The 18,429-nt window shown below is 61.1% G+C and carries 19 protein-coding genes and 2 pseudogenes; 12 read left to right on the top strand and 9 right to left on the bottom strand.

Annotated features, from left to right (window positions below; genetic code table 11):
• Positions 1-76 precede the first annotated feature (76 nt).
• The gene (locus FHT70_RS27615) at positions 77-535 is read left to right on the top strand and encodes a pyridoxamine 5'-phosphate oxidase family protein (protein ID WP_183706255.1); all 459 of its coding nucleotides are present in this window, start codon (positions 77-79) and stop codon (positions 533-535) included.
• A gap of 157 nt (positions 536-692) precedes the next feature.
• Here the strand turns inward: FHT70_RS27615 and FHT70_RS27620 are convergent, their stop codons facing one another.
• Positions 693-992 (bottom strand): hypothetical protein, encoded by a 300-nt coding sequence (locus tag FHT70_RS27620; protein ID WP_183706257.1) that lies wholly within the window; start codon positions 990-992, stop codon positions 693-695.
• Between the two features lie 164 nt (positions 993-1,156).
• Between FHT70_RS27620 and FHT70_RS27625 the strand changes: the two genes are divergently transcribed.
• Together FHT70_RS27625 and FHT70_RS27630 are read left to right on the top strand one after the other, a co-directional pair.
• Positions 1,157-2,140 (top strand): zinc-dependent alcohol dehydrogenase family protein, encoded by a 984-nt coding sequence (locus FHT70_RS27625; protein ID WP_183706259.1) that lies wholly within the window; start codon positions 1,157-1,159, stop codon positions 2,138-2,140.
• 285 nt (positions 2,141-2,425) lie between these two features.
• The gene (locus tag FHT70_RS27630; protein ID WP_183706288.1) at positions 2,426-3,073 is read left to right on the top strand and encodes a BON domain-containing protein; all 648 of its coding nucleotides are present in this window, start codon (positions 2,426-2,428) and stop codon (positions 3,071-3,073) included.
• Positions 3,074-3,180: 107 nt separating this feature from the next.
• Here FHT70_RS27630 and FHT70_RS27635 read toward each other — a convergent pair whose 3' ends face one another.
• Both FHT70_RS27635 and FHT70_RS27640 read right to left on the bottom strand, forming a co-directional pair.
• Positions 3,181-5,100, bottom strand: coding sequence for a PAS domain-containing sensor histidine kinase (locus FHT70_RS27635; RefSeq protein WP_183706260.1), 1,920 nt, complete (start codon positions 5,098-5,100; stop codon positions 3,181-3,183).
• Positions 5,078-5,809, bottom strand: a complete 732-nt coding sequence (locus tag FHT70_RS27640; protein WP_183706262.1) for a helix-turn-helix domain-containing protein — start codon at positions 5,807-5,809, stop codon at positions 5,078-5,080. Before FHT70_RS27640 ends, FHT70_RS27635 begins: the two co-directional genes overlap by 23 nt.
• Before the next feature lie 122 nt (positions 5,810-5,931).
• On the opposite strand from FHT70_RS27640, the gene FHT70_RS27645 reads away from it, so the two are divergent.
• Positions 5,932-6,675: a response regulator transcription factor gene (locus FHT70_RS27645; RefSeq protein WP_183706264.1), complete on the top strand. Its 744-nt coding sequence runs from the start codon at positions 5,932-5,934 to the stop codon at positions 6,673-6,675.
• Here FHT70_RS27645 and FHT70_RS27650 read toward each other — a convergent pair.
• On the bottom strand, positions 6,638-7,081 hold the full coding sequence (locus tag FHT70_RS27650; RefSeq protein ID WP_183706266.1) for a hypothetical protein: 444 nt from the start codon (positions 7,079-7,081) through the stop codon (positions 6,638-6,640). The two genes, FHT70_RS27645 and FHT70_RS27650, sit on opposite strands and share 38 nt — an antisense overlap.
• A gap of 204 nt (positions 7,082-7,285) precedes the next feature.
• On the opposite strand from FHT70_RS27650, the gene FHT70_RS27655 reads away from it, so the two are divergent.
• Positions 7,286-7,795: an Hsp20/alpha crystallin family protein gene (locus tag FHT70_RS27655; protein ID WP_246722007.1), complete on the top strand. Its 510-nt coding sequence runs from the start codon at positions 7,286-7,288 to the stop codon at positions 7,793-7,795.
• A 75-nt stretch (positions 7,796-7,870) separates the two neighbouring features.
• On the opposite strand, the gene FHT70_RS27660 is transcribed toward FHT70_RS27655, so the two are convergent.
• Entirely contained in the window at positions 7,871-8,518 is a 648-nt protein-coding gene (locus tag FHT70_RS27660) for a BON domain-containing protein (RefSeq protein ID WP_183706270.1), read from the bottom strand.
• 214 nt (positions 8,519-8,732) lie between these two features.
• On the opposite strand from FHT70_RS27660, the gene FHT70_RS27665 reads away from it, so the two are divergent.
• The 6 genes from FHT70_RS27665 to FHT70_RS27690 all read left to right on the top strand — a co-directional run bounded on the left by FHT70_RS27665 (position 8,733) and on the right by FHT70_RS27690 (position 15,306).
• A complete protein-coding gene (locus FHT70_RS27665) occupies positions 8,733-10,367 on the top strand; it encodes an MBL fold metallo-hydrolase (protein WP_183706272.1) in 1,635 nt (544 codons plus the stop codon).
• Positions 10,348-10,701, top strand: a complete 354-nt coding sequence (locus FHT70_RS27670) for a hypothetical protein (protein ID WP_183706273.1) — start codon at positions 10,348-10,350, stop codon at positions 10,699-10,701. Before FHT70_RS27665 ends, FHT70_RS27670 begins: the two co-directional genes overlap by 20 nt.
• Complete coding sequence (locus tag FHT70_RS27675) at positions 10,694-11,884, top strand: acetate/propionate family kinase (RefSeq protein WP_183706275.1); 1,191 nt, start codon at positions 10,694-10,696, stop codon at positions 11,882-11,884. The genes FHT70_RS27670 and FHT70_RS27675 overlap by 8 nt, the downstream gene beginning before the upstream one ends.
• Positions 11,877-14,288 (top strand): phosphoketolase family protein, encoded by a 2,412-nt coding sequence (locus FHT70_RS27680; protein ID WP_183706276.1) that lies wholly within the window; start codon positions 11,877-11,879, stop codon positions 14,286-14,288. Before FHT70_RS27675 ends, FHT70_RS27680 begins: the two co-directional genes overlap by 8 nt.
• A 158-nt stretch (positions 14,289-14,446) precedes the next feature.
• On the top strand, positions 14,447-15,112 hold the full coding sequence (locus FHT70_RS27685) for a CBS domain-containing protein (protein WP_183706278.1): 666 nt from the start codon (positions 14,447-14,449) through the stop codon (positions 15,110-15,112).
• 41 nt (positions 15,113-15,153) lie between these two features.
• Positions 15,154-15,306: a hypothetical protein gene (locus tag FHT70_RS27690; protein WP_183706280.1), complete on the top strand. Its 153-nt coding sequence runs from the start codon at positions 15,154-15,156 to the stop codon at positions 15,304-15,306.
• A gap of 151 nt (positions 15,307-15,457) precedes the next feature.
• Here the strand turns inward: FHT70_RS27690 and FHT70_RS27695 are convergent, their stop codons facing one another.
• Both FHT70_RS27695 and FHT70_RS27700 read right to left on the bottom strand, forming a co-directional pair.
• On the bottom strand, positions 15,458-16,291 hold the full coding sequence (locus FHT70_RS27695) for a universal stress protein (RefSeq protein WP_246722008.1): 834 nt from the start codon (positions 16,289-16,291) through the stop codon (positions 15,458-15,460).
• A 192-nt stretch (positions 16,292-16,483) separates the two neighbouring features.
• The gene (locus FHT70_RS27700; RefSeq protein ID WP_183706290.1) at positions 16,484-16,867 is read right to left on the bottom strand and encodes an EF-hand domain-containing protein; all 384 of its coding nucleotides are present in this window, start codon (positions 16,865-16,867) and stop codon (positions 16,484-16,486) included.
• Between the two features lie 360 nt (positions 16,868-17,227).
• On the opposite strand from FHT70_RS27700, the gene FHT70_RS27705 reads away from it, so the two are divergent.
• Entirely contained in the window at positions 17,228-17,500 is a 273-nt protein-coding gene (locus tag FHT70_RS27705; protein ID WP_112755869.1) for a DUF982 domain-containing protein, read from the top strand.
• A 73-nt stretch (positions 17,501-17,573) separates the two neighbouring features.
• Here the strand turns inward: FHT70_RS27705 and FHT70_RS27710 are convergent.
• A pseudogene (locus FHT70_RS27710) lies at positions 17,574-17,921 on the bottom strand (cytochrome b/b6 domain-containing protein); the annotation flags it as partial.
• A 362-nt stretch (positions 17,922-18,283) separates the two neighbouring features.
• Positions 18,284-18,429: pseudogene (locus FHT70_RS30520) on the bottom strand (VapC toxin family PIN domain ribonuclease); the annotation flags it as partial.

The raw sequence follows: 18,429 nt of genomic DNA on the forward strand, positions 1-18,429 counted from the left end.
TGCATTGCGCTTCGTCAAGGCGCCGGCGCAACGAAGCTCTTATCATCGTGCTTCACTAAAGCTGGAGAACACGGTCATGACGATCGAGCTGACGGAGATCCACCCAGGTGAGTGTTATCGGATCCTTGAGAACGAGCGCTTCGGACATCTCGCATGCTGCAAGGATGGCCAGCCTTACGTGGCGGCAATCTACTTCGCCTTTTCCAGCGGCGTCGCCTATAGCTTCACCATGCCAGGCAAGAAGCTCGACTGGATGCGGGGGAACGACAAGGTCTGCCTTCACGTCGAGCACCGTTCGAGCGCCGGCGGGTGGACGAGCGTCGTCGTCGAAGGCAGGTTCGAGGAGTTTCCGGACAGCGACTCGCGTGGAAGCGAAAGGCTCCATGCATGGTCGCTTCTCCAAAAGAATTCGGACTGGTGGGAGATCGGCGCGATGAAGCCCCACGAGTCCCCCATACTCGAAGGCTCACCGCATGTCTTCTACGGCATTGTCGTGACGGCCGTGTCGGGGCGGAGAGCGGTCAAGGCGGACTGATCCGCTGTCCCGCGCGTTGAAATCCCGATCATAGGTCGCTTGTTTTCCACTTCGAAGCCGTGGCTGGCGGCCGTGCGTCGGCGAGACCGTTTGCACGAACTGGAGCATGCGTTGTTGCAATCCCCGGCCGATGGCGCAGATGACGGTGGTGAACGGGTCAGTATATGTCCTTACCTGACAGGCTGACGAACTCTGTCGTCAATCCTTCGGCGTGCGCTTCCTTGAGAAGACGATCAGCGCTCACGATGTCGAGGCACATGGTGCCACTGAAAGATTGCCTGAGCGCACAGCAGAAATGGTCTCTCGCCCAGGCCAGGCCTCGCGGCGTCACAGCCGTCACCTCCCAGCGATCCTCGTCCCGACGTTCGAGAACAAGGTCTGCGGACGTCCGTTCGACCTGCTCGATCGGTTTCTCGACGCCCGTCGGTGTCTTACAGGTTGCTTCTTGTTCGCGCATGTCCGTCTCCTTTGGATGAGGTCGTGGCGCTCTGTCAGGAGCCTATCGGATCCGCGGCATTCATTCTTTGACGAGCATCAATCTGGATGCTTGACCGGGATCAAGTCGAGGTCGGGAATGTGTGATACTACTTGGCGCGGTGGTACATGCCGATGGAGGGAGACGTGAGGGCGATGGTACTCGAGAAGGTGGGTCGGCCGCTTCGTCTCCTGGAGCGGCCGGATCCGCCAGCGCCGCACGGTCAAGTCGTCGTTAAGGTCGAAGCCTGCGGCGTGTGCCGCACGGACCTTCATGTCTGCGACGGAGACCTCTCCAAGCCAAAGCTTCCCCTCGTTCCGGGGCACGAGATTGTTGGGACCGTGATCGAAACGGGGGAGGGCGTTGCTGGTCGACTCACTGGTCGAAAAGTCGGGGTACCTTGGCTGGGCCACACCTGCGGCCACTGCGCATACTGCCGCGAGGGTCGCGAGAATCTTTGCGACGAACCCGGCTTCACCGGCTACACGATCGACGGCGGATTCGCGACGCATGCGATTGTCGAGGCGGGCTACGCGTTCGAGCTGCCTGACGATGCTGATCCGGTGGCGACCGCGCCTCTCCTCTGCGCGGGCCTCATTGGGTGGCGATCACTGAAAATGGCGGGCGAGGGGAGTACGCTCGGCATCTACGGGTTCGGCGCGGCCGCCCACATCCTCGTGCAGGTGTGCAAACATCGAGGCCAGAGCGTCTACGCATTCGTGCGTCCCGGAGACGAGGCCGGACGGAAGTTTGCGCTTGATCTTGGCGCCGTCTGGGCAGGATATTCCGGCGATACTCCTCCAGTCCAACTCGACTCGGCCATCATCTTCGCGCCGGCCGGCGAACTCGTGCCGATGGCGCTTGACGTGGTGCGGAAGGGCGGAACGGTGGTCTGCGGCGGCATTCACATGTCGGACATTCCGAGGATGCCCTACCGCCTGCTCTGGGGCGAGCGGCGGGTGGTCTCGGTGGCGAACCTGACCCGGAACGACGGAGCCGAATTCTTCTCGATCGCCGAGGCGGCCGGAGTACGATGCGTCACCAGCGTTTACGCTCTCGAGAATGCGAACGACGCCCTCGACGACCTGCGCGCAGGCCGTGTTACAGGCGCCGCCGTGCTCGTTCCGTAGCTGAGGATCAATCCGGATCATCCGGCAACCTGGAAGCTTTTCCGAGGACGGACGTCGGCCAACTGCTCGCAATTCTCATTAGGGAGCATGCCCGCGCGCTCGTCACGATCGCAAGGAACGGCCACCGTCTCTTCGTTGCCGCCGACGTGCAAACCCGGTAGCGACCGCGGAGGCGGTGTTCGGCCCGATGCGATCACAAGGTCGCTCTCGTGCTTGATGAAGATCAACGACGAAGTTCTGCGGCACTGGCACGTTCGACATGTCGTAAACCTGAAGGAGGTTGTCATGGACGACATTCGTCTCAGACAGAACATTCTCGATGAAATGGAATTCGAGCCCAGCATCGACGCGGCTGGTATCGGCGTTGCGGTCCACAGCGGGATCGTGACCCTGACCGGTCACGTGCGCACCTACGCGGAGAAGGAAGCCGCAGAGCGGGTAGCAAGTCGCGTCAAGGGCGTACGCGGAATAGCTGCCGACATCGAGGTCCAGATTTTCGGTCCGAAGGCAACAGACGACGACGACATCGCCCGGCGGGCTGTCAAGATGCTCGACTGGAACGTCTCCGTGCCGAAGGATTCGGTGCAGGTGCGGGTCCTAACGGGGTGGATCACCCTGAGAGGTCAGGTCGAGTGGCAATATCAAAAGAACGCAGCCTACGACGCAGTGCGTGATCTCGCCGGCGTGGTCGGCGTGTCGAACCTGATCGAGTTGAAACCGCGCATCACGGCGGTGGACGTCAAGAAGCGCATCGATGACGCATTCCAACGAGACGCCGCTCTGGAGGCCGATGCAATCAAGATCGATGTCAAAGGCGGAAAGGTTATCCTCTCCGGCAAGGTGAAGACCTGGTCGGAACGGCAGGCGGCGGAGCGTGCCGCGTGGTCTGCACCGGGAATCAGCAATCTCGATGACCGGCTGACGGTCGGGTGATCAAATGTTGGGAGCGGCTGGAGTTAGCCGCTCCGCCCACCCGGCAGCGAGAGCGCCGCTGCGACCGCCTCGCATACGTCACCAATCCCAAGATCAAAGGTCCGCCGTCAAGCAGAACCGCCATCATGCCTCGTGTCGAGCAACAGCCTGAGATGGGTCGACATCTCCGACGCCGTGTACGGCTTCTTTAGCCAGCCGGCGCCTGCTTCGATCTCCTTTTCTGCAGCATGGGGCTCCGAGAAGCCGGACGTGAGGAGAATTTTCACCTGCGGCCAGCGCTCGCGAACCTTGCGGGCCAGTTCGTCGCCGTTCATTCCAGGCATGGCCACATCGGTGAACAGGAGCGCTACGTCGTGCGCCGCCTCCAATTCCTTCAATGCGTCGATTCCGTTCGTCGCTTCGATCACAGTGTAGCCGAGCGCCTGCAGACGGCTGACCGCCACTCTGCGAACTCTCGCGTCGTCTTCGACGACCAGAATGGTTTCAGTTCCATGAGACGTGGCGTGCTCGGTCTGCCCTTTTTCCGGATGGGAATCCTTCCCGCCATCGGCGCGTGGAAGGAAGAGGCGCACCGTGGTCCCCTCGCCAGGTTCGCTGTAGAGCTGCAGGTGTCCTGCGGATTGCTTTGCGAAGCCGTAGACCATGCTCAGTCCGAGGCCCGTTCCAGAACCCGTCGGCTTCGTTGTGAAGAACGGCTCGAATGCTCTCTCCCTAACCTCGCTTGTCATTCCAGTCCCTGTGTCGGTAACCGAAATGAGGACGTATCTGCCGGGTCGGATTGCCGGATACATCCCGGCGTAATCGGAATCGATCTCGACCCCGGATATCTCGATCGTCAAACGGCCTCCGGCAGGCATCGCGTCTCTGGCATTGATCGAAAGATTGAGAAGCGCACTCTGGAGCTGCGCCTTGTCTGCCATTGCGGTCAACCGCCGTCCGGGAATGACCGTCCGGAGTTCGACGGAGTCGCCGAGCGTTCGCTGGACGAGGTCCGAAAACTCTCCAAGCAGGGCGCCGACGTCCAACTCCTTCGGTGCGAGAGCCTGCCGCCTTCCGAACGCGAGAAGCTGGGAGGTAAGCCTGGCGCCGTCGTCGGCCGCGGACTGCGCCTCCCGCAGCAGAGACAACTGCCCCGGTTCGACAAGACTGGCCTCCAGCATCTCGAGATTACCGCTGATGACCGCCAGCAGATTGTTGAAGTCGTGGGCGAGCCCTCCCGTCAACTGGCCGACCGCCTCCATCTTCTGGGACTGCCGCAGCTCGGCCTCGATGCGGTGGCGGCTGGTCAGATCCCTGACGAAGCCCGTGAAGATCCGTTTGCCGCCGGTGACCGCCTCGCCGACGGAGAGCTCCATTGGAAAGGTGGTCCCGTTCTTCCTCAGACCGACGACCACGCGCCCGTAGCCGATGATCCGTCGGCGCCCGGTCCGAATGTATGAATCCAGGTATCCGTCATGTGCCTCCCGGTCGGGAGAGGGCATCAGCATGGAGACGTTTCGCCCGATGGCCTCGTGCGCGGAGTAGCCGAAGAGTTTCTCTGCCGCAGCGCTGAACGAGGTGATGATACCTCTGTCGTCTATGACGACCATTGCGTCTGGCACCGTATCAAGAATGGACTGGAGGTGAGCCTGCCGCTCCCGCAGCTCGTCCCCGACCTGCTGCATAAGCGTCACGTCGTTATTGGACTGCACGATGAGCGTGTCGGGATCGCCAAGTTCGAGAACAGTCCACCGCGTAGCGATCGCCAGTCTGACGCCGTCCTTCCGTCGATGATCCACCTGACCGCTCCAGAAGCCCTTGCTACGCACATGGGCCCGAAGCTCGTCCAAGTCGACCGGAAATCGCGTATCCAGGAGTTCGTGGACCACCTTTCCCACGGCCTCCTCGGCGGACCATCCGTAGAGCTGCTCGCAGCCCGCGGTCCAGCGCTGGATAATGCCGTCGAAGCCGTGGACGATCAGGTTGGCCACGTCGAACATGCGCACGATCCGGTCCAGGTCGGTTTCACTGGTAGCGTGTTCCAGCATAGCGTGCTCCAGGGTATTCTTCGAAGTCATCGTCCGGGTCTTCGTCGGCGGTGCGGGCCAACGCCGACCGGCTGGCCACCTTGAACTGATGCTTGTCAGCAGGCAATAGGATGCCTTTGGCGACAAGTTTGGTGAGCGTCCTCGACACGGTCTCGATCGTCATGCCCAGATGGTCGGCGATATCGGCGCGGACCATCGGCAGACTGATCGTCCGGCCATCCCGTCCCTCGTTCCGTTCAAGCCGCTGCAGCAGGAAGGTGCAGACTCGCTGCTCGGCGTTCTTGTGCGACAGCAGGAGCATGTGATCCTGCGCTGCAGAAATCTCGTCGCGTAGTTGCGACAGAAGCTGAAGCCGGAATTCAGGCACCAGTTGCAGCTCCTCTTCCAGCGTCCGCTTGTTCATCCGGGTGAAGGCCACGTCGTCGATCGCCTCGCCTGCAAACATGTATCTGTTGTGAAAAGACAGGCCGACCAGATCGCCCGCGCCAAGAAAACCGATGATGAGGCGGCGGCCGTCCGAAAGGAACCGGCATATGCGCACGTTCCCGCGCACGATGCGAAACACATGGCGGGCGGCGTCACCCTCGAAGAAGATCGTGGTTCCCGCCTGGGCTTTCTCTATGGTCTGGCCCATGAACAGCGGCGCGAAGTCGATCATTCCTTGCGTTAGTGGCCGTTCAAGTGAGTGAATATTCGATACCGCAGGCATGTCGTGGCTCCCTCCGCCGTTGTCTGGCGTGGATTTGACCGAAGTCTGATGACACCGGGATGCGAGGAGCGTAAGAATTGATGCGATTGTGTAACAATCCGTAACAACTCGAGAATCCTGGGATGACGAGCGGACCTGTCAGGCGAACCCGCATACTTGTCGTGGACGACGATGTCCGGATCCAAAGAATGCTCGCGCAGTATCTCGGCGAGGAAGGATTCGACGTCGACGTGGCAGGCGGCAGCTCGCAGATGCGTGCCAGGATGGCGGGGGCCAAATTCGACGCCGTCCTGCTCGACCTCGTCCTGCCGGGAGACTGCGACGGGCTCCAGCTTGCAAGGGAGATCCGTTCGGCTTCGGACGTTCCCATCATCATGCTGTCCGGTCGTGACGATGTCATGGACCGCGTCGTCGGTCTGGAGGTCGGCGCGGACGATTATATTGGCAAGCCATTTCATCTCCGGGAGGTGCTCGCGCGCGTGAGGACGGTCCTCCGAAGGCGCACCGTTCCCAACGAAGTCGCACCTGCGGAAGCTGACGTGCTGCGCTTCGCGGGGTGGCGGCTCGATGTGGATCGACGGGCGGTGATCAACCCGGCCGGAGACGAAGTGGCAATGTCGACGGGCGAGTTTGACATGCTGCACGTGTTCGCCACCCATGCCGGACGCGTCATGACGCGCGACATGCTGATGGATCTGACGCATAAACGTGGCCGCGACGGCTTCGACCGCACCATCGACGCACTGATCGTCAGGCTGCGGCGCAAGATAGAGGCTGATCCGGCCAATCCAAGCCTGATCAAATCTATTCGTGGCGTCGGATATCTCTTTACAGCAAGGCCGGAGACGGCTTCTGGTCAACCCTGACCATCAGGCCGTGGTCCCACCGGAGAAATCTGTCGACGTTTTCCATCTCCGCGAAATCGCTTGGAAACCGCCCCCAAAACCGCATGAAACTGCATCCCGCCGATCGCGTCTTCAACGAAGTGAACAGGACGTCCGCGATGGTGACTTCGTCGATGACGCTTGCTGCCACGAAGATCGGAATGTCCATCAATCGCCCGGCGATCGGATGCGCGCCGATCCGATAGACTGCCAGCCCACGCACATAACCTGCCGGATCCTCCAGCGAGACGAGCGTCCAACGATCAGCGCTTGTCACCACTTGCGCCCAATTTTCGGCCGAAAAGCACGGAGCCGCCACCTGGATCAGGCTGTATGCCTGCAGCGCATCGTTCATATCCAGCAGGCGGACGTAATAGCCCGACGTCATGGCGGTTTCCCTCCTTGATCGAGAGAAATGTTGGCATGGTCCGGCGGTCGGGGCCTTGTCCTAGGTCAATCTTCACTCCGGGGAAACTCGAATGACAAAAGGCAGGTGATTTGACGGTGATCAAAGACCGAGAATGCAATGAACTGTTTCATGTGCACGTCGCCGCCTGTGAACGACGGCATTCTTGAGAAAAGGAGAATGACTATGGCAGACTCTGCACCGAAACTTACCGCAAAGTCAGAAGCAAGGCCGGCGGCGCCAGTCGACCGCTGGTGGCCTCTCGACAGCCTCCGGTCCGAGATCGACCGCGTGTTCAGCGACTTCGGGAGCCCCTCGATTTTTGACCGGGCCTTCAGCAGGATGCCGGCCGCTTTCTCGCGCGGCATGCTCGCCGTCGATCTCGTTGAATCCGACAACGCCTTCGAGCTGTCGGCCGAGCTTCCCGGCGTAGACGCCAAGGATCTTGAGGTCACGCTCGCCGACGGGATTCTCACCATCAAGGGCGAGAAGAACGAGGCCAAGGAGGAGAAGGAAAAGGACTATTACCTTTCCGAACGGCGCTATGGATCGTTCCATCGAAGCCTGGAGGTGCCGCGCGGCGTGGACATCGAGAAGATCGAGGCGAATTTCTCGAACGGCGTTCTCAAGGTCTCGCTACCGAAGACGCCGGACCGTCAGAAGAATGACAAGAAGATCACGGTCAAGGCGGCTTGACGGCCAACCCTGCGCTACGCCGAGGGGCGGCGTGCGGTGGGCAGGGAGAGAGGGAGGGGCGATCCCTCCCTCTTTTCAGTTGATGCGGATGTGATTCTCGACGGTGGCCACGCCTGGTACAGACCAGGCCGTCCGTTCGGCGACGCCGCGCTCGTGCCAGGCGCGCACGCCGCCTTCGAGAACGACCTTGTCGTCCTGAACCTTCACCGAGATTCCGCCGCCGTCGAGTTCGGCGCTCCGTTTCAGCGCTTCTTCAATCCGACAGCGGACGTCCGGCACCGTCGGGCACGGTCTTATCGTGAGCAGATTGAGGACGCCGACCACGCCACCGAGCTTCCTGACGGCATGCTCGGCAGCAGCTTTCTGGAACTGCCAGCGCACTTCGCCCGACAACGTCACCCAGCCGCCCTCGACCTTTACATGAACCGGTCCCTCCGGAAGCGCCGTGGTCCAGGCGATGATGTCGATTGCCCGCGATGCGATCTGGTCGTCCGCATGCTGCTTGTGACCTACGCACCGCACTTCGATGTTCACGGCTACGGCCCGGACGCCCTTCACCCGCGCTGCAACGTCCTCCGCCGTCAGCTTTTCGGCATAGGTCGACACATGACCGGAGAGGGTCGCGATGCCATCTTCCACCGACACGCCGATATGGGCCGCGTCGATGTTGGGTTCGAACGCCAGCTCGTCGAGTACGTCCTGTTGGATTCCTAGATCCGTCATTTCTACCTCCTGTTGGGTTCCGAAGCCCGTTGGCCTCGGGGAGTATGATGCGCCGTCCAAAATTTCCGGCGTTGCGCTCGGTCAATTGAACCGTCGCGACCTGCATCTTTCCAATTGACCGAATGTCGGGCGAACGCCGAAGATGTCTTTGACCTTCGTCAACGTGCGGTCGTCCGAGGTGCCTTAAAGTCCCTGACAACACATAGGAGTTGTCATGGCCAATCCGATCCTTCACTTCCATGGCGCTGCGGGCTCGGTGACCGGATCATGTTTCCTTTTGGAAGCCGGTAGCACACGCATTTTGATCGACTGCGGAATGTTCCAGGGCTCGAAGTCGGAGAAGGAGCTCAACTACAAGCCATTCCCCTTCGAACCATCGCGGATCGACGCCGTGCTGCTCACGCACGCGCACATCGACCACTCGGGGCTGCTTCCGAAGCTTGCGAAGGCGGGATATGGCGGGCCAATCTTTGCAACGGCAGCAACGATCGACCTTTGCACAATCATGCTCCAGGATTCGGGTCACATCCAGGAGTCGGAGGTCCGGCAGCTCAATCGAAGGAATCGCAGAAGGGCGCGAGAGACGGTGGAGCCCATCTATACCGCCGACGACGCCCGCAGCATGCTGCCGCAGTTCATCGTGGTTGAGTATGGCGAGTGGCGGGAGACCGGCGGCGGCGTCAGGTTCCGTTACTGGAATGCTGGACACCTGATGGGTTCCGCATCGATCGAAGTCGAAGCGCCCGGCACCGACGGGGCGACAAGAATTTTGTTCTCCGGCGACGTCGGCGCGAGCAACAAGTTGTTCGAAAATCTCCCTCGGGCGCCTTCCGGGGTCGACTACCTCATCTGCGAAAGCACGTACGGAGACCGGGAACGGGAAGAGTACGCCCTGGAGGATCGACGGGATCGGCTGCGTGAAGTGGTGGCGAGTTCGAACAGCCCCGGCGGGGTTCTTCTCATTCCCTCCTTCGCCGTCGAGAGGACGCAGGAAGTGCTGACCGATCTTGTCGCCCTCATGGACGAAGGAGAGGTGCCGCGGTGCCCCATCATGATAGACTCGCCGCTCGCGTCGCGAGCGACCGAGGCCTTCAAGAAGCATGCGGCCGACCTCGGTCACGGCAAGGCGTTCCTTCGCGCTCTGAACGCACCAAACGTCCGCTTCACCGAGACGGCCGAGCAGTCGAAGGCGCTCGATCTCGTCCGTGGCTTTCACATCATCATCGCTGCAAGCGGAATGTGCGAGGCGGGGCGGATCCGCCACCGCCTGAAGAACTGGCTCTGGCGGCAGGAGTGCACCGTGCTGTTCGTGGGGTTCCAGGCGGCGGGGACGCTCGGCCGCATCCTGCAGGAGGGCGCGACCGACGTCCGCATCCAGGGCGATGAGATTCACGTCTGCGCCAGGATGGCGACGCTCGACGCCTACAGCGGACATGCGGATGCAAGCGAACTGGATGCGTGGGTTGCCGAGCGGGAACCAATCCGGAAGACGATCTTCCTTGTCCATGGAGAGGAGAGCGCTCGTGAAGCGATGTCCGCCCGGCTCCCGCAGCAAGCTTCCGCAAAGGTCGTCTGCCCGTCGCTGGACGACGCCTACGAGCTTTCACCTGCGGGTGCACGCCTCATCGAAGACACGAGGCCTGCACGTATCAAGCCGGTCGTGCCCGGCAGACCCGACTGGAACAACGACTATCAGCGGTTCGTTCTGGACCTGTCCGATCGTCTGAAATCCGTCGCCGACGAGAAGGGTCGCGCGGTCGTGCTGCGCAGGCTTCGACGCGCACTGGACCCGGACGATGTTTCGGCGGCCGAAGGGAGAAGAGACGGCAATGTTGATCATGGATCGTGACTGCAAGCGGGGCGGCGAACGCTTCGCGATACCGACCCAGGGCGAGGTGCAAGGCAAGCTTACCGTCCTGGAGGTCGTCGCTATAACCTGCCTGAGGGAGGTTCTCGCTTCGAAGAATGCCTTTGCGGTCGCTGCGTTAAAGAAGAAGGTCCTGCGGGCAATGAAGGAGCAGTGCGCGTCGTTCGGTCTGTCGTCGGAAGACGAGACGTGCGTCCTCGAGTACGCATGCGAGTTCTTCGAGGAGGCAAAAAAGGAGGCAGGCAGGCAGACTGCAACGAAGGTGGCTGCGAAGTCTGCCGGGACTGCACGCTCCAGGGCTTCGGGCCATGGATAAGGTTGCCGTCACCTTCAACGCTGGATCCTCCAGTCTGAAGGTCGGCGTCTTCAGGCTGGAGGACGGTCTGGCGCGCCGGCTGGGAGGCGGTGTTGCCACGCTTGGAGACCAGTCAAGATTCACCTTCCGATTCTCTGACGGGGATGAGACTGTCGATCTTCCGTCCGGGACAGTGATCGATGCGCGGCTGGTTTCGCAGGTCGTCGATTGCATCGTCCGCGGAGGATTCGACCCCGTCGTGGCCGGCCATCGCATCGTCCACGGAGGACAGACCTTCAATGGCCCCGTTCTGCTGGAGTCCGATGTCGTCCTCAAAATCGAAGATCTGACGCATCTCGCGCCGGTGCACCTTCCTCCGGCGCTGGCGATCGTCCACGCAGTGCGGAGCGCATATCCGGACATACCGCAGACGGCTTCGTTCGACACCGCATTCCATTTTTCGCAGAGCAGCCTTGCCGCACGGCTCGCCATTCCAAGAGCGCTGCACGATGCAGGTCTCCGCAGATACGGCTTCCACGGTCTTTCCTATAAGTACGTCGCCCGCGAACTCAGGAAACACGATCCCGACCTCGCCGCCGGGCGTGTCGTCTGCGCGCACCTTGGAAGCGGCGCAAGCCTTTGCGGGATGATCGACGGCGTCGGCATAGACACCAGCATGGGCTTCTCTCCGCTGGACGGAGTTCCGATGTCGACCCGGCCGGGCTCGCTCGATCCCGGCGCCGTCGTCCACCTTCTGCGCAACAATTTCCACGACGCAGACGGTCTCGAGGATTTCCTCTACCACCGTTGCGGGCTGCACGGCGTCTCCGGGAAAAGCGGGGACGTCCGGGTCCTGCTGGAGGACTTTCATCCGGCTTCCAGGGAAGCCATAGACCTCTTCTGCTTCAGGATCGCCGGCGAGATAGGAAGGCTAGCCGTCTCTCTGGGCGGGGTGGACGCGATCGTCTTCACCGCCGGCGTAGGCGAGAACCAGCCGGAGATACGCAATGGCGTCGCCCACCATCTGGGTTGGCTCGGTCTCTCGTTGAGCGAGCCTGCGAACAAGATGAATGCGGCTGTGATCAGCTCAAGGGAAAGCGAAATCGTCGCTCTCGTCGTTCCGACGGACGAGGAACAGGTCATCGCCGAAGAAGCGATGGAAGTCATCAGCCGGCACAAGCATTTGAGGATCGAACATGTCTGAATATCGCAGCCTTCAGCTCGCCGCTCGCGAACTCGAACTCATCGACCGCTACTGGCGGGCCGCAAACTATCTGTCCGTCGGCCAGATCTACCTCATGGATAACCCGCTTCTGCGCGAGCCGCTTCTGCCGGAACATATCAAGCCCCGCCTTCTCGGACATTGGGGAACGACGCCCGGCCTCAACTTCATCTACATCCATCTCAACCGCGTCATCAAGGCTCGTGGCCTGGACGTCCTTTATGTGTGCGGGCCTGGCCATGGCGGGCCGGGAATGGTCGCGAACACCTATCTCGAGGGGACATACAGCGAGGTATATCCCGGCATCTCCCAGGATGCCGACGGCATGCGCAAGCTGTTCAGGCAGTTTTCGTTTCCGGGAGGCATTCCCAGCCACGTCGCCCCGGAAACTCCCGGTTCGATCCACGAGGGCGGCGAACTCGGATATGCGCTGGTCCACGCGTTCGGCGCCGCGTTCGACAACCCGGACCTCGTGGTGGCCTGCGTGGTCGGCGACGGCGAAGCGGAGACAGGACCACTCGCGGCGGCCTGGCATTCGACGAAATTTCTCAATCCTGCTCGCGACGGCGCGGTGCTGCCGATCCTGCATCTCAACGGCTACAAGATCGCAAATCCGACGATCCTTTCGAGGACAAGTGACGAGGATCTCCGCAGCCTGTTCGTCGGATTTGGATATGAGCCAATCTTCGTCGAGGGCCACGAGCCGGCGGACATGCATCGGCAGATGGCGACCGCCTTCGACCGGGCATTGGACATCATCGAATCCTTGCAGGCGGCGGCGAGGAACGGGTCGCCCGCGGCCGGCGTGCCGCGGTGGCCCATGGTTGTGCTTCGCAGCCCCAAGGGCTGGACCGGGCCGAAGGAGGTCGACGGCAAGAAGGTGGAGGGGTTCTGGCGCGCCCACCAGGTGCCTGTCGCCAATTGCCGCGGTGATGCCGGCCACCGAAAAATCCTCGAAGACTGGATGCGGAGCTATGATCCCGATGACCTGTTCGAAGCGGACGGGCGGCTCAAGGACGAGTTGCGGGCCCTGGCGCCGACTGGTGAGAAGCGCATGGGAGCGACGCCCTACGCGAACGGTGGACGCATGCGCAGGGAGCTGCAGCTACCAAGCATTCGCGACCACGCGGTCGCGATCGACGTTCGTGGTGCTGCCCAGGTCCAGTCGACAGAGATTTTAGGACGGTATCTGCGGGATGTAATGCGGCTCAATGCCGAGGCCAAAAACTTCCGGATCTTTGGCCCGGACGAGACCGAATCCAACCGGCTGGGTGCGGTGTTCGAACAGACTGACCGAGTCTGGATGCAAGAAATTGAAGACTATGACGTCCATCTCGGCAGGGATGGCCGGGTCGTGGAGGTTCTCAGCGAGCATCTCTGCCAGGGGTGGCTGGAGGGATATCTCCTTACCGGTCGCCACGGGCTTTTCTCATGCTACGAGGCCTTCATCCACCTCATCGACTCGATGTTCAACCAGCATGCCAAGTGGCTCAAGGTCTCGCGAGGATTGGGTTGGCGGGAGCCGATATCGTCTCTCAACTACCTCCTGACGTCGCATGTCTGGCGACAGGACCACAACGGCTTCTCGCATCAGGACCCCGGCTTCGTCGATCTGGTCGCCAACAAGAAGGCCGACATCGTCCGCATCTATCTACCGCCGGACGCCAACACCCTCCTGTGGGTCGGCGATCACTGCCTGAAGACCTACGACCGCGTCAACGTGATCGTTGCGGGCAAGCAGCCGGAGTCTCAATATCTTTCGATCGACGAGGCGGCCAAGCACTGCGAGGAGGGCGTGGGCGTCTGGGACTGGGCAAGCTTCGAGAACGATACGAGCGCGCCGGACGTCGTGATGGCATGTGCGGGAGACGTGCCGACCATGGAGACGCTCGCTGCCGTGATGCTGTTGCACGAGGCGATACCAGATCTCAAGATCAGGACGGTCAACGTCGTCGATCTGCTCGCGCTGCAGGATCCGAAAGCGCATCCTCATGGCCTCGACGATGCACGGTTCGATGGCATCTTCACGAAGGACAGGCCGGTCATCTTCGCCTACCACGGCTATCCCTACCTCATCCACCGGTTGACGTACCGGCGCACCAATCACGGCAACATCCACGTGCGTGGGTTCGTGGAGGAGGGAACGACGACGACGCCGTTCGACATGACCGTATTGAACGAGCTGGACAGGTATCATCTCGCTCTTGAGGCGATCGCGCGAGTGCCCGATCTTGCCGAAAAGGTGCCAGATGTGATCGCAGCCCTGCATGCAAAGCTCAACGAGCACCGGGCGTTCGTGCGGGAGCGTGGAGAGGACATGCCGGAAATCCAGAATTGGCGCTGGGCACGCTCCCTCCCAGGGCGACAGATGACCGGAATTAAGTAGCAACTGTCGCCCGCCGGCGAGCCTGATGCCGCACTTGGTCGGGAGGTTCCGGAGACGCCGTCGCGGGAAAGACGGCCTCTCGTGTACGCCTTGATCCACGTCAATGCGCTTAACGCGTGGTGGCTCCGTAATTGTCCGATCAACAAGGAGACAGCGCGATGCTCGCTAGAGACATCATGACGACCCCCGTGACGACGCTCGACGAGGGACACAACGTTAGAGAAGCCGTCGAAATCGTCAACGCCAGCAAGATCGGCGCGGTGCCCGTCGTCGATGGCGAAGGGAGGCTCACGGGCATTGTCACCGAGGGAGACCTGCTGCGCCGGGTAGCGTCGTCCTGGGCGAGACGGACCGTACCGCATACGCGCGACCGCGAAGACGCACTGGCGGATTATGTGAAGGCTCGAAGCTGGCGCGTCAAGGACGTGATGTCGACGCCCGTCGTCAGCGCCGCCCCGACCGCCACGGCGAGCCAGCTCGCCGAACTCCTGCAGGCCCACGACATCAAACACCTGCCCGTCGTCGAAAACGGCAGGCTCGCCGGAATGATCAGCCGTCGCGACTTGATGCGAGCGCTTCTCGATGTTCCACGGCAGTGCACCGCTTCCGGCGACCAGGCCCTAGGGACCGCCGTTCGTAGCCGCTTGGAAGCCGAGCTCGAAATAACGCCCCCTATGGTCAACGCGACAGTCTCCGACGGGGTAGTCACCCTGAGGGGAGAGGTCGAGACGGAGCTGGAACGCTCCGCGGCCAGGGTGGCGGCGGAAAGCGTCCGCGGCGTCGCCGGCGTCGTGAACAAGATAACGCTGGCCTCCGCATGGTGAGCCGCCTCAAACGATGAAATCGTCCTCGGAGACTTTATGTCATGCTTATCAGGGCCATCGCGGACGCCGTCATGTCGAGGCTTCTCCTCGTCCTCCTGGTCCTCATGGTCGGGACGGTCGTCGGCGTCCTGCTGGTAAAGCCATCCGGCGACACTCGAAGCGTGCGCGTCGAGCGCTCTCTTTCTGACCCGTGAGTGCGCGATGGGCACCTGCCGCTCCAGGACTGAATTGCTGGGCCGAGGTGCCCGGTTTGATCGATATGAACGTCCACGCCGTTCGAACCCGGTAAGGCCCGCCGCTCGATAGCAGCCGGAACCAGTCGTAAGGCGTGGCGGAGACAGTTCGTCAATGTGACATGAGCACCGGCAGCAGAGGCTCGTGCAACACGCCATCGGTTGCTCCGCCCAGGACCAAATCGCGCAACCGAGAGTGCCCAAACCCTCCCATGACCAGCATGTCAGCACTCAGTTCCAGTGCCGTATGCTGAATACTCTGACCGATCGATGACGAACTAAACCGAGCGACCGTTGCGCTTGCATTGACGCCACTCGAAACCAGGATTTGAGCAAGGTGCGCTCCGCTTGGCTCAGGCAGCGGTTTTTCGCCCATCAGAGATAGGACCGAGACGCGCTTGGCCTTGTGAATGAACGGGTTTGCATCGTTCACGGCCCGAGCGGCGGCTCGGCTTCCGTCCCAGGCGATGACCAGATGGTCGAATGGGCCCGCAAGGGTCTTGTTGGGAAAGATGATGGCCGGCCGGCCGGATCCGAATATGATCGCTTCGGCGACAATACGGGTATCGGGAACCTCCGCGATAGATTCGAGAATCGCGAGATCGAAAAAACGTGCTTCCGTGACTGCCGTGTCGTGCAATAGGGACAAGGTGGTATTCACCGTTCGACAAGAAAGTTCAACATCGGCGCCCGCTGCGAGGTTCGTTGCCGCTGAAACCAGCGTAGCGGCACGTTCACGGCTCAAAGTCTCGGCATGCTCGATCATCTTCGGAGTATCGAGCAGCAAAGACGACCACGCGGCAGGGATGTGCGGAATCGCGACTGTCAGCGCGCACGCGCGAAGATGCGCGCCGTGATACCTGGCAAACGTTACCGCGTTCGAAATGATCAATCCGGAACTTGAACCGGGATATGTTGCCAGCGGGAGAAAATATTGTACCGTCATGTCATGCTCCATCGCTCGCGGACCGCGCCACGATTGCAATCATCTACTTCATTCGTCTCAACTCGACATTGATGTAACGCAATTGCCGGTGCTCCGGCTTCTGGTCGCCCGGAGGGTTCTATCCAGCGTATAGGTCATGGAGAGGTCTCCTCTGGGCTCCCGTGCAACCTCCAGCAAATGCCCAGCGTCCAATCACATGTCTTGCATGAACGCCTGCATTTCTTCAGGTGTGACTTTGCCGTCATTGTTCGCGTCGACCGCGTCGAAGACGCGTTTGTGGATTGCGGTCAACTCTTCGAAAGAAACTGCGCCATCTCCATCGCCATCGGCGATCGCAAACATGATCTTCATCATATGGCCGCGCATTGGCCCCATCATGCGCATTCCTGGGTACATGCCAGATGGCGTCATGTCGCGGCCCATCATTCCTGGCATCATTTCCGATCCGTCGGGCTCGGGTTTAGTCTCAGACTGGGCCGGGTCTGCGCTTTTCGTCTGGGCGGAGGCGCTGCCCATGGAACCGAGGGCGCCGAGCAAGGCCAGCATAGCGATCGTTGGCAGTCTGAACATGGACATCCTGACTCTCCTCTTTGAGTTGTTCTCCACGAGTTGGAGCGCCCTTGAGGATACGATGCACACCGGTTTCAAACATTGCGCTGGATCAAACCATTTCTATGCTTCGAGGCGTCGAAGACGGACCGATCGCCTTCGCGCCGCGCAATGACTGCGACGCCAGCCACCTAAGTCACCGAGGAATGATTGCGGCTGAAGCGACAAGGAGGATTGCGCGGCTGGGGCGAGAGCAAGGTGATTGACCGATATCAACGTCCACGCCATTCGAACCCGGTATCCTGATGCCGTCAGCCAGCGCCTGATCGTGGTCCGGCCCTCGTGAAGCTGCCACGCCCGCAGTCCGAAACCTTCAGGAGATCGAAGATGACCCCCCAGAAGCAGATAGAACGAACCTGGTCGGAACCCGTTTTCGTCCAGGTGGGCATGAGCGTCCCTCAGGCTGTCTGCGGAGCGAGCGAGGCGCTCGATTTTCTCGCCAACCGATGGAAAGGCTCGCGAAGAAAACACGCATTCGCGAGTGAGATCTGCGCCGCCGCCGTAAGCGGGCATGTCTCGCAGGAGACCGCGCGCCAGGCTTTCATTCAGGCCGCTCACGAAGCCAGAATGTCCACCTGCGCGCCCGGTGGTCGTTCGTAGACGCCAGGGCGAGATCAGGTCCTTAACCCAGGTGCCCTCCAGGGCTCCTACGCGGCCGCGATGCCGATCCAGGTCAATCGGCTCGCTTCCTACCGGTTACCATCGCTCGGACAAGGTTTTCCTTATGCTCGATGCTTGCCAGGAGGACGCCAGCGATGTGAAGGCCAACTAGGCCAAGCGTCACATTGACCAGCAGTTCATGCGCTTCTTCCACCCATTCCGCGCCCCAATAGGCATCCGTCGTCATCATGTAACCGGTTGCGGCAATGCCGGAGATCGCGACGAGCAGCACGAACACCATCGCGCCTCCGGCAGGATTGTGGCCGATATAGCGCTTGGCGCGCATGGCCAGGCTGTCACGCATGAAGCCGAGGGTCGTGACCGGATCGTAGGCGAAGCTGGAAAAGCGCGCGTGGTGACTGTGTGACCCCGCCCGCTCGACGCGGCTTCGTCCCGAGTATGATTGCGGCGATCACATTCATTCCAACGACGTAGGCTACCGGGTGATGGCCGAGAAGTTCGACCTTTCATTCTTGGAATGAGTGGCGCTCATTAATCGCTGTTCCAAGATTAGGTCGCCAAATCGCTCAAGCTCCTCTCTCAGAAATGGAAACAATAGATTTGGAGTAGTCGGAGTTCCATAAATGCCCTTTACGCCACTGACATTGAAATAGCGGTCAACAGTTCCGGCACGGCGCGAGTTTCGAGGCCAGCATTGTGCGGCTTGTTGCCATAGCGTTCACGTTTTAGGCCAGGAAGATCGCATAATGGATCGACGGGAACTCACGATCTACTCGTGGTGATCAGGTGCAAGGCAGAATTGCCCCTTGTAATCGCTGCTGTTGACAGCTTGCGATCGAATGTCGCCAGCTGCCCCCCATGCACCTTGGCTAGCGCAAGCAGGTAGGTGTCAGTTACCTGTCCCGATG

It is taken from the genome of Rhizobium sp. BK049 (assembly GCF_014193135.1).
GTDB lineage: Bacteria > Pseudomonadota > Alphaproteobacteria > Rhizobiales > Rhizobiaceae > Rhizobium.

Bases quoted from the DNA above. Each gene is read 5' to 3' on its own strand.
- FHT70_RS27615 (WP_183706255.1), top strand. From the start codon at position 77: ATGACGATCGAGCTGACGGAGATCCACCCAGGTGAGTGTTATCGGATC.
- FHT70_RS27620 (WP_183706257.1), bottom strand. From the start codon at position 992: ATGCGCGAACAAGAAGCAACCTGTAAGACACCGACGGGCGTCGAGAAA.
- FHT70_RS27630 (WP_183706288.1), top strand. From the start codon at position 2,426: ATGGACGACATTCGTCTCAGACAGAACATTCTCGATGAAATGGAATTC.
- FHT70_RS27635 (WP_183706260.1), bottom strand. From the start codon at position 5,100: ATGCTGGAACACGCTACCAGTGAAACCGACCTGGACCGGATCGTGCGC.
- FHT70_RS27640 (WP_183706262.1), bottom strand. From the start codon at position 5,809: ATGCCTGCGGTATCGAATATTCACTCACTTGAACGGCCACTAACGCAA.
- FHT70_RS27645 (WP_183706264.1), top strand. From the start codon at position 5,932: ATGACGAGCGGACCTGTCAGGCGAACCCGCATACTTGTCGTGGACGAC.
- FHT70_RS27650 (WP_183706266.1), bottom strand. From the start codon at position 7,081: ATGACGTCGGGCTATTACGTCCGCCTGCTGGATATGAACGATGCGCTG.
- FHT70_RS27655 (WP_246722007.1), top strand. From the start codon at position 7,286: ATGGCAGACTCTGCACCGAAACTTACCGCAAAGTCAGAAGCAAGGCCG.
- FHT70_RS27660 (WP_183706270.1), bottom strand. From the start codon at position 8,518: ATGACGGATCTAGGAATCCAACAGGACGTACTCGACGAGCTGGCGTTC.
- FHT70_RS27665 (WP_183706272.1), top strand. From the start codon at position 8,733: ATGGCCAATCCGATCCTTCACTTCCATGGCGCTGCGGGCTCGGTGACC.
- FHT70_RS27670 (WP_183706273.1), top strand. From the start codon at position 10,348: ATGTTGATCATGGATCGTGACTGCAAGCGGGGCGGCGAACGCTTCGCG.
- FHT70_RS27675 (WP_183706275.1), top strand. From the start codon at position 10,694: ATGGATAAGGTTGCCGTCACCTTCAACGCTGGATCCTCCAGTCTGAAG.
- FHT70_RS27680 (WP_183706276.1), top strand. From the start codon at position 11,877: ATGTCTGAATATCGCAGCCTTCAGCTCGCCGCTCGCGAACTCGAACTC.
- FHT70_RS27685 (WP_183706278.1), top strand. From the start codon at position 14,447: ATGCTCGCTAGAGACATCATGACGACCCCCGTGACGACGCTCGACGAG.
- FHT70_RS27690 (WP_183706280.1), top strand. From the start codon at position 15,154: ATGCTTATCAGGGCCATCGCGGACGCCGTCATGTCGAGGCTTCTCCTC.
- FHT70_RS27695 (WP_246722008.1), bottom strand. From the start codon at position 16,291: ATGACGGTACAATATTTTCTCCCGCTGGCAACATATCCCGGTTCAAGT.
- FHT70_RS27700 (WP_183706290.1), bottom strand. From the start codon at position 16,867: ATGTCCATGTTCAGACTGCCAACGATCGCTATGCTGGCCTTGCTCGGC.
- FHT70_RS27705 (WP_112755869.1), top strand. From the start codon at position 17,228: ATGACCCCCCAGAAGCAGATAGAACGAACCTGGTCGGAACCCGTTTTC.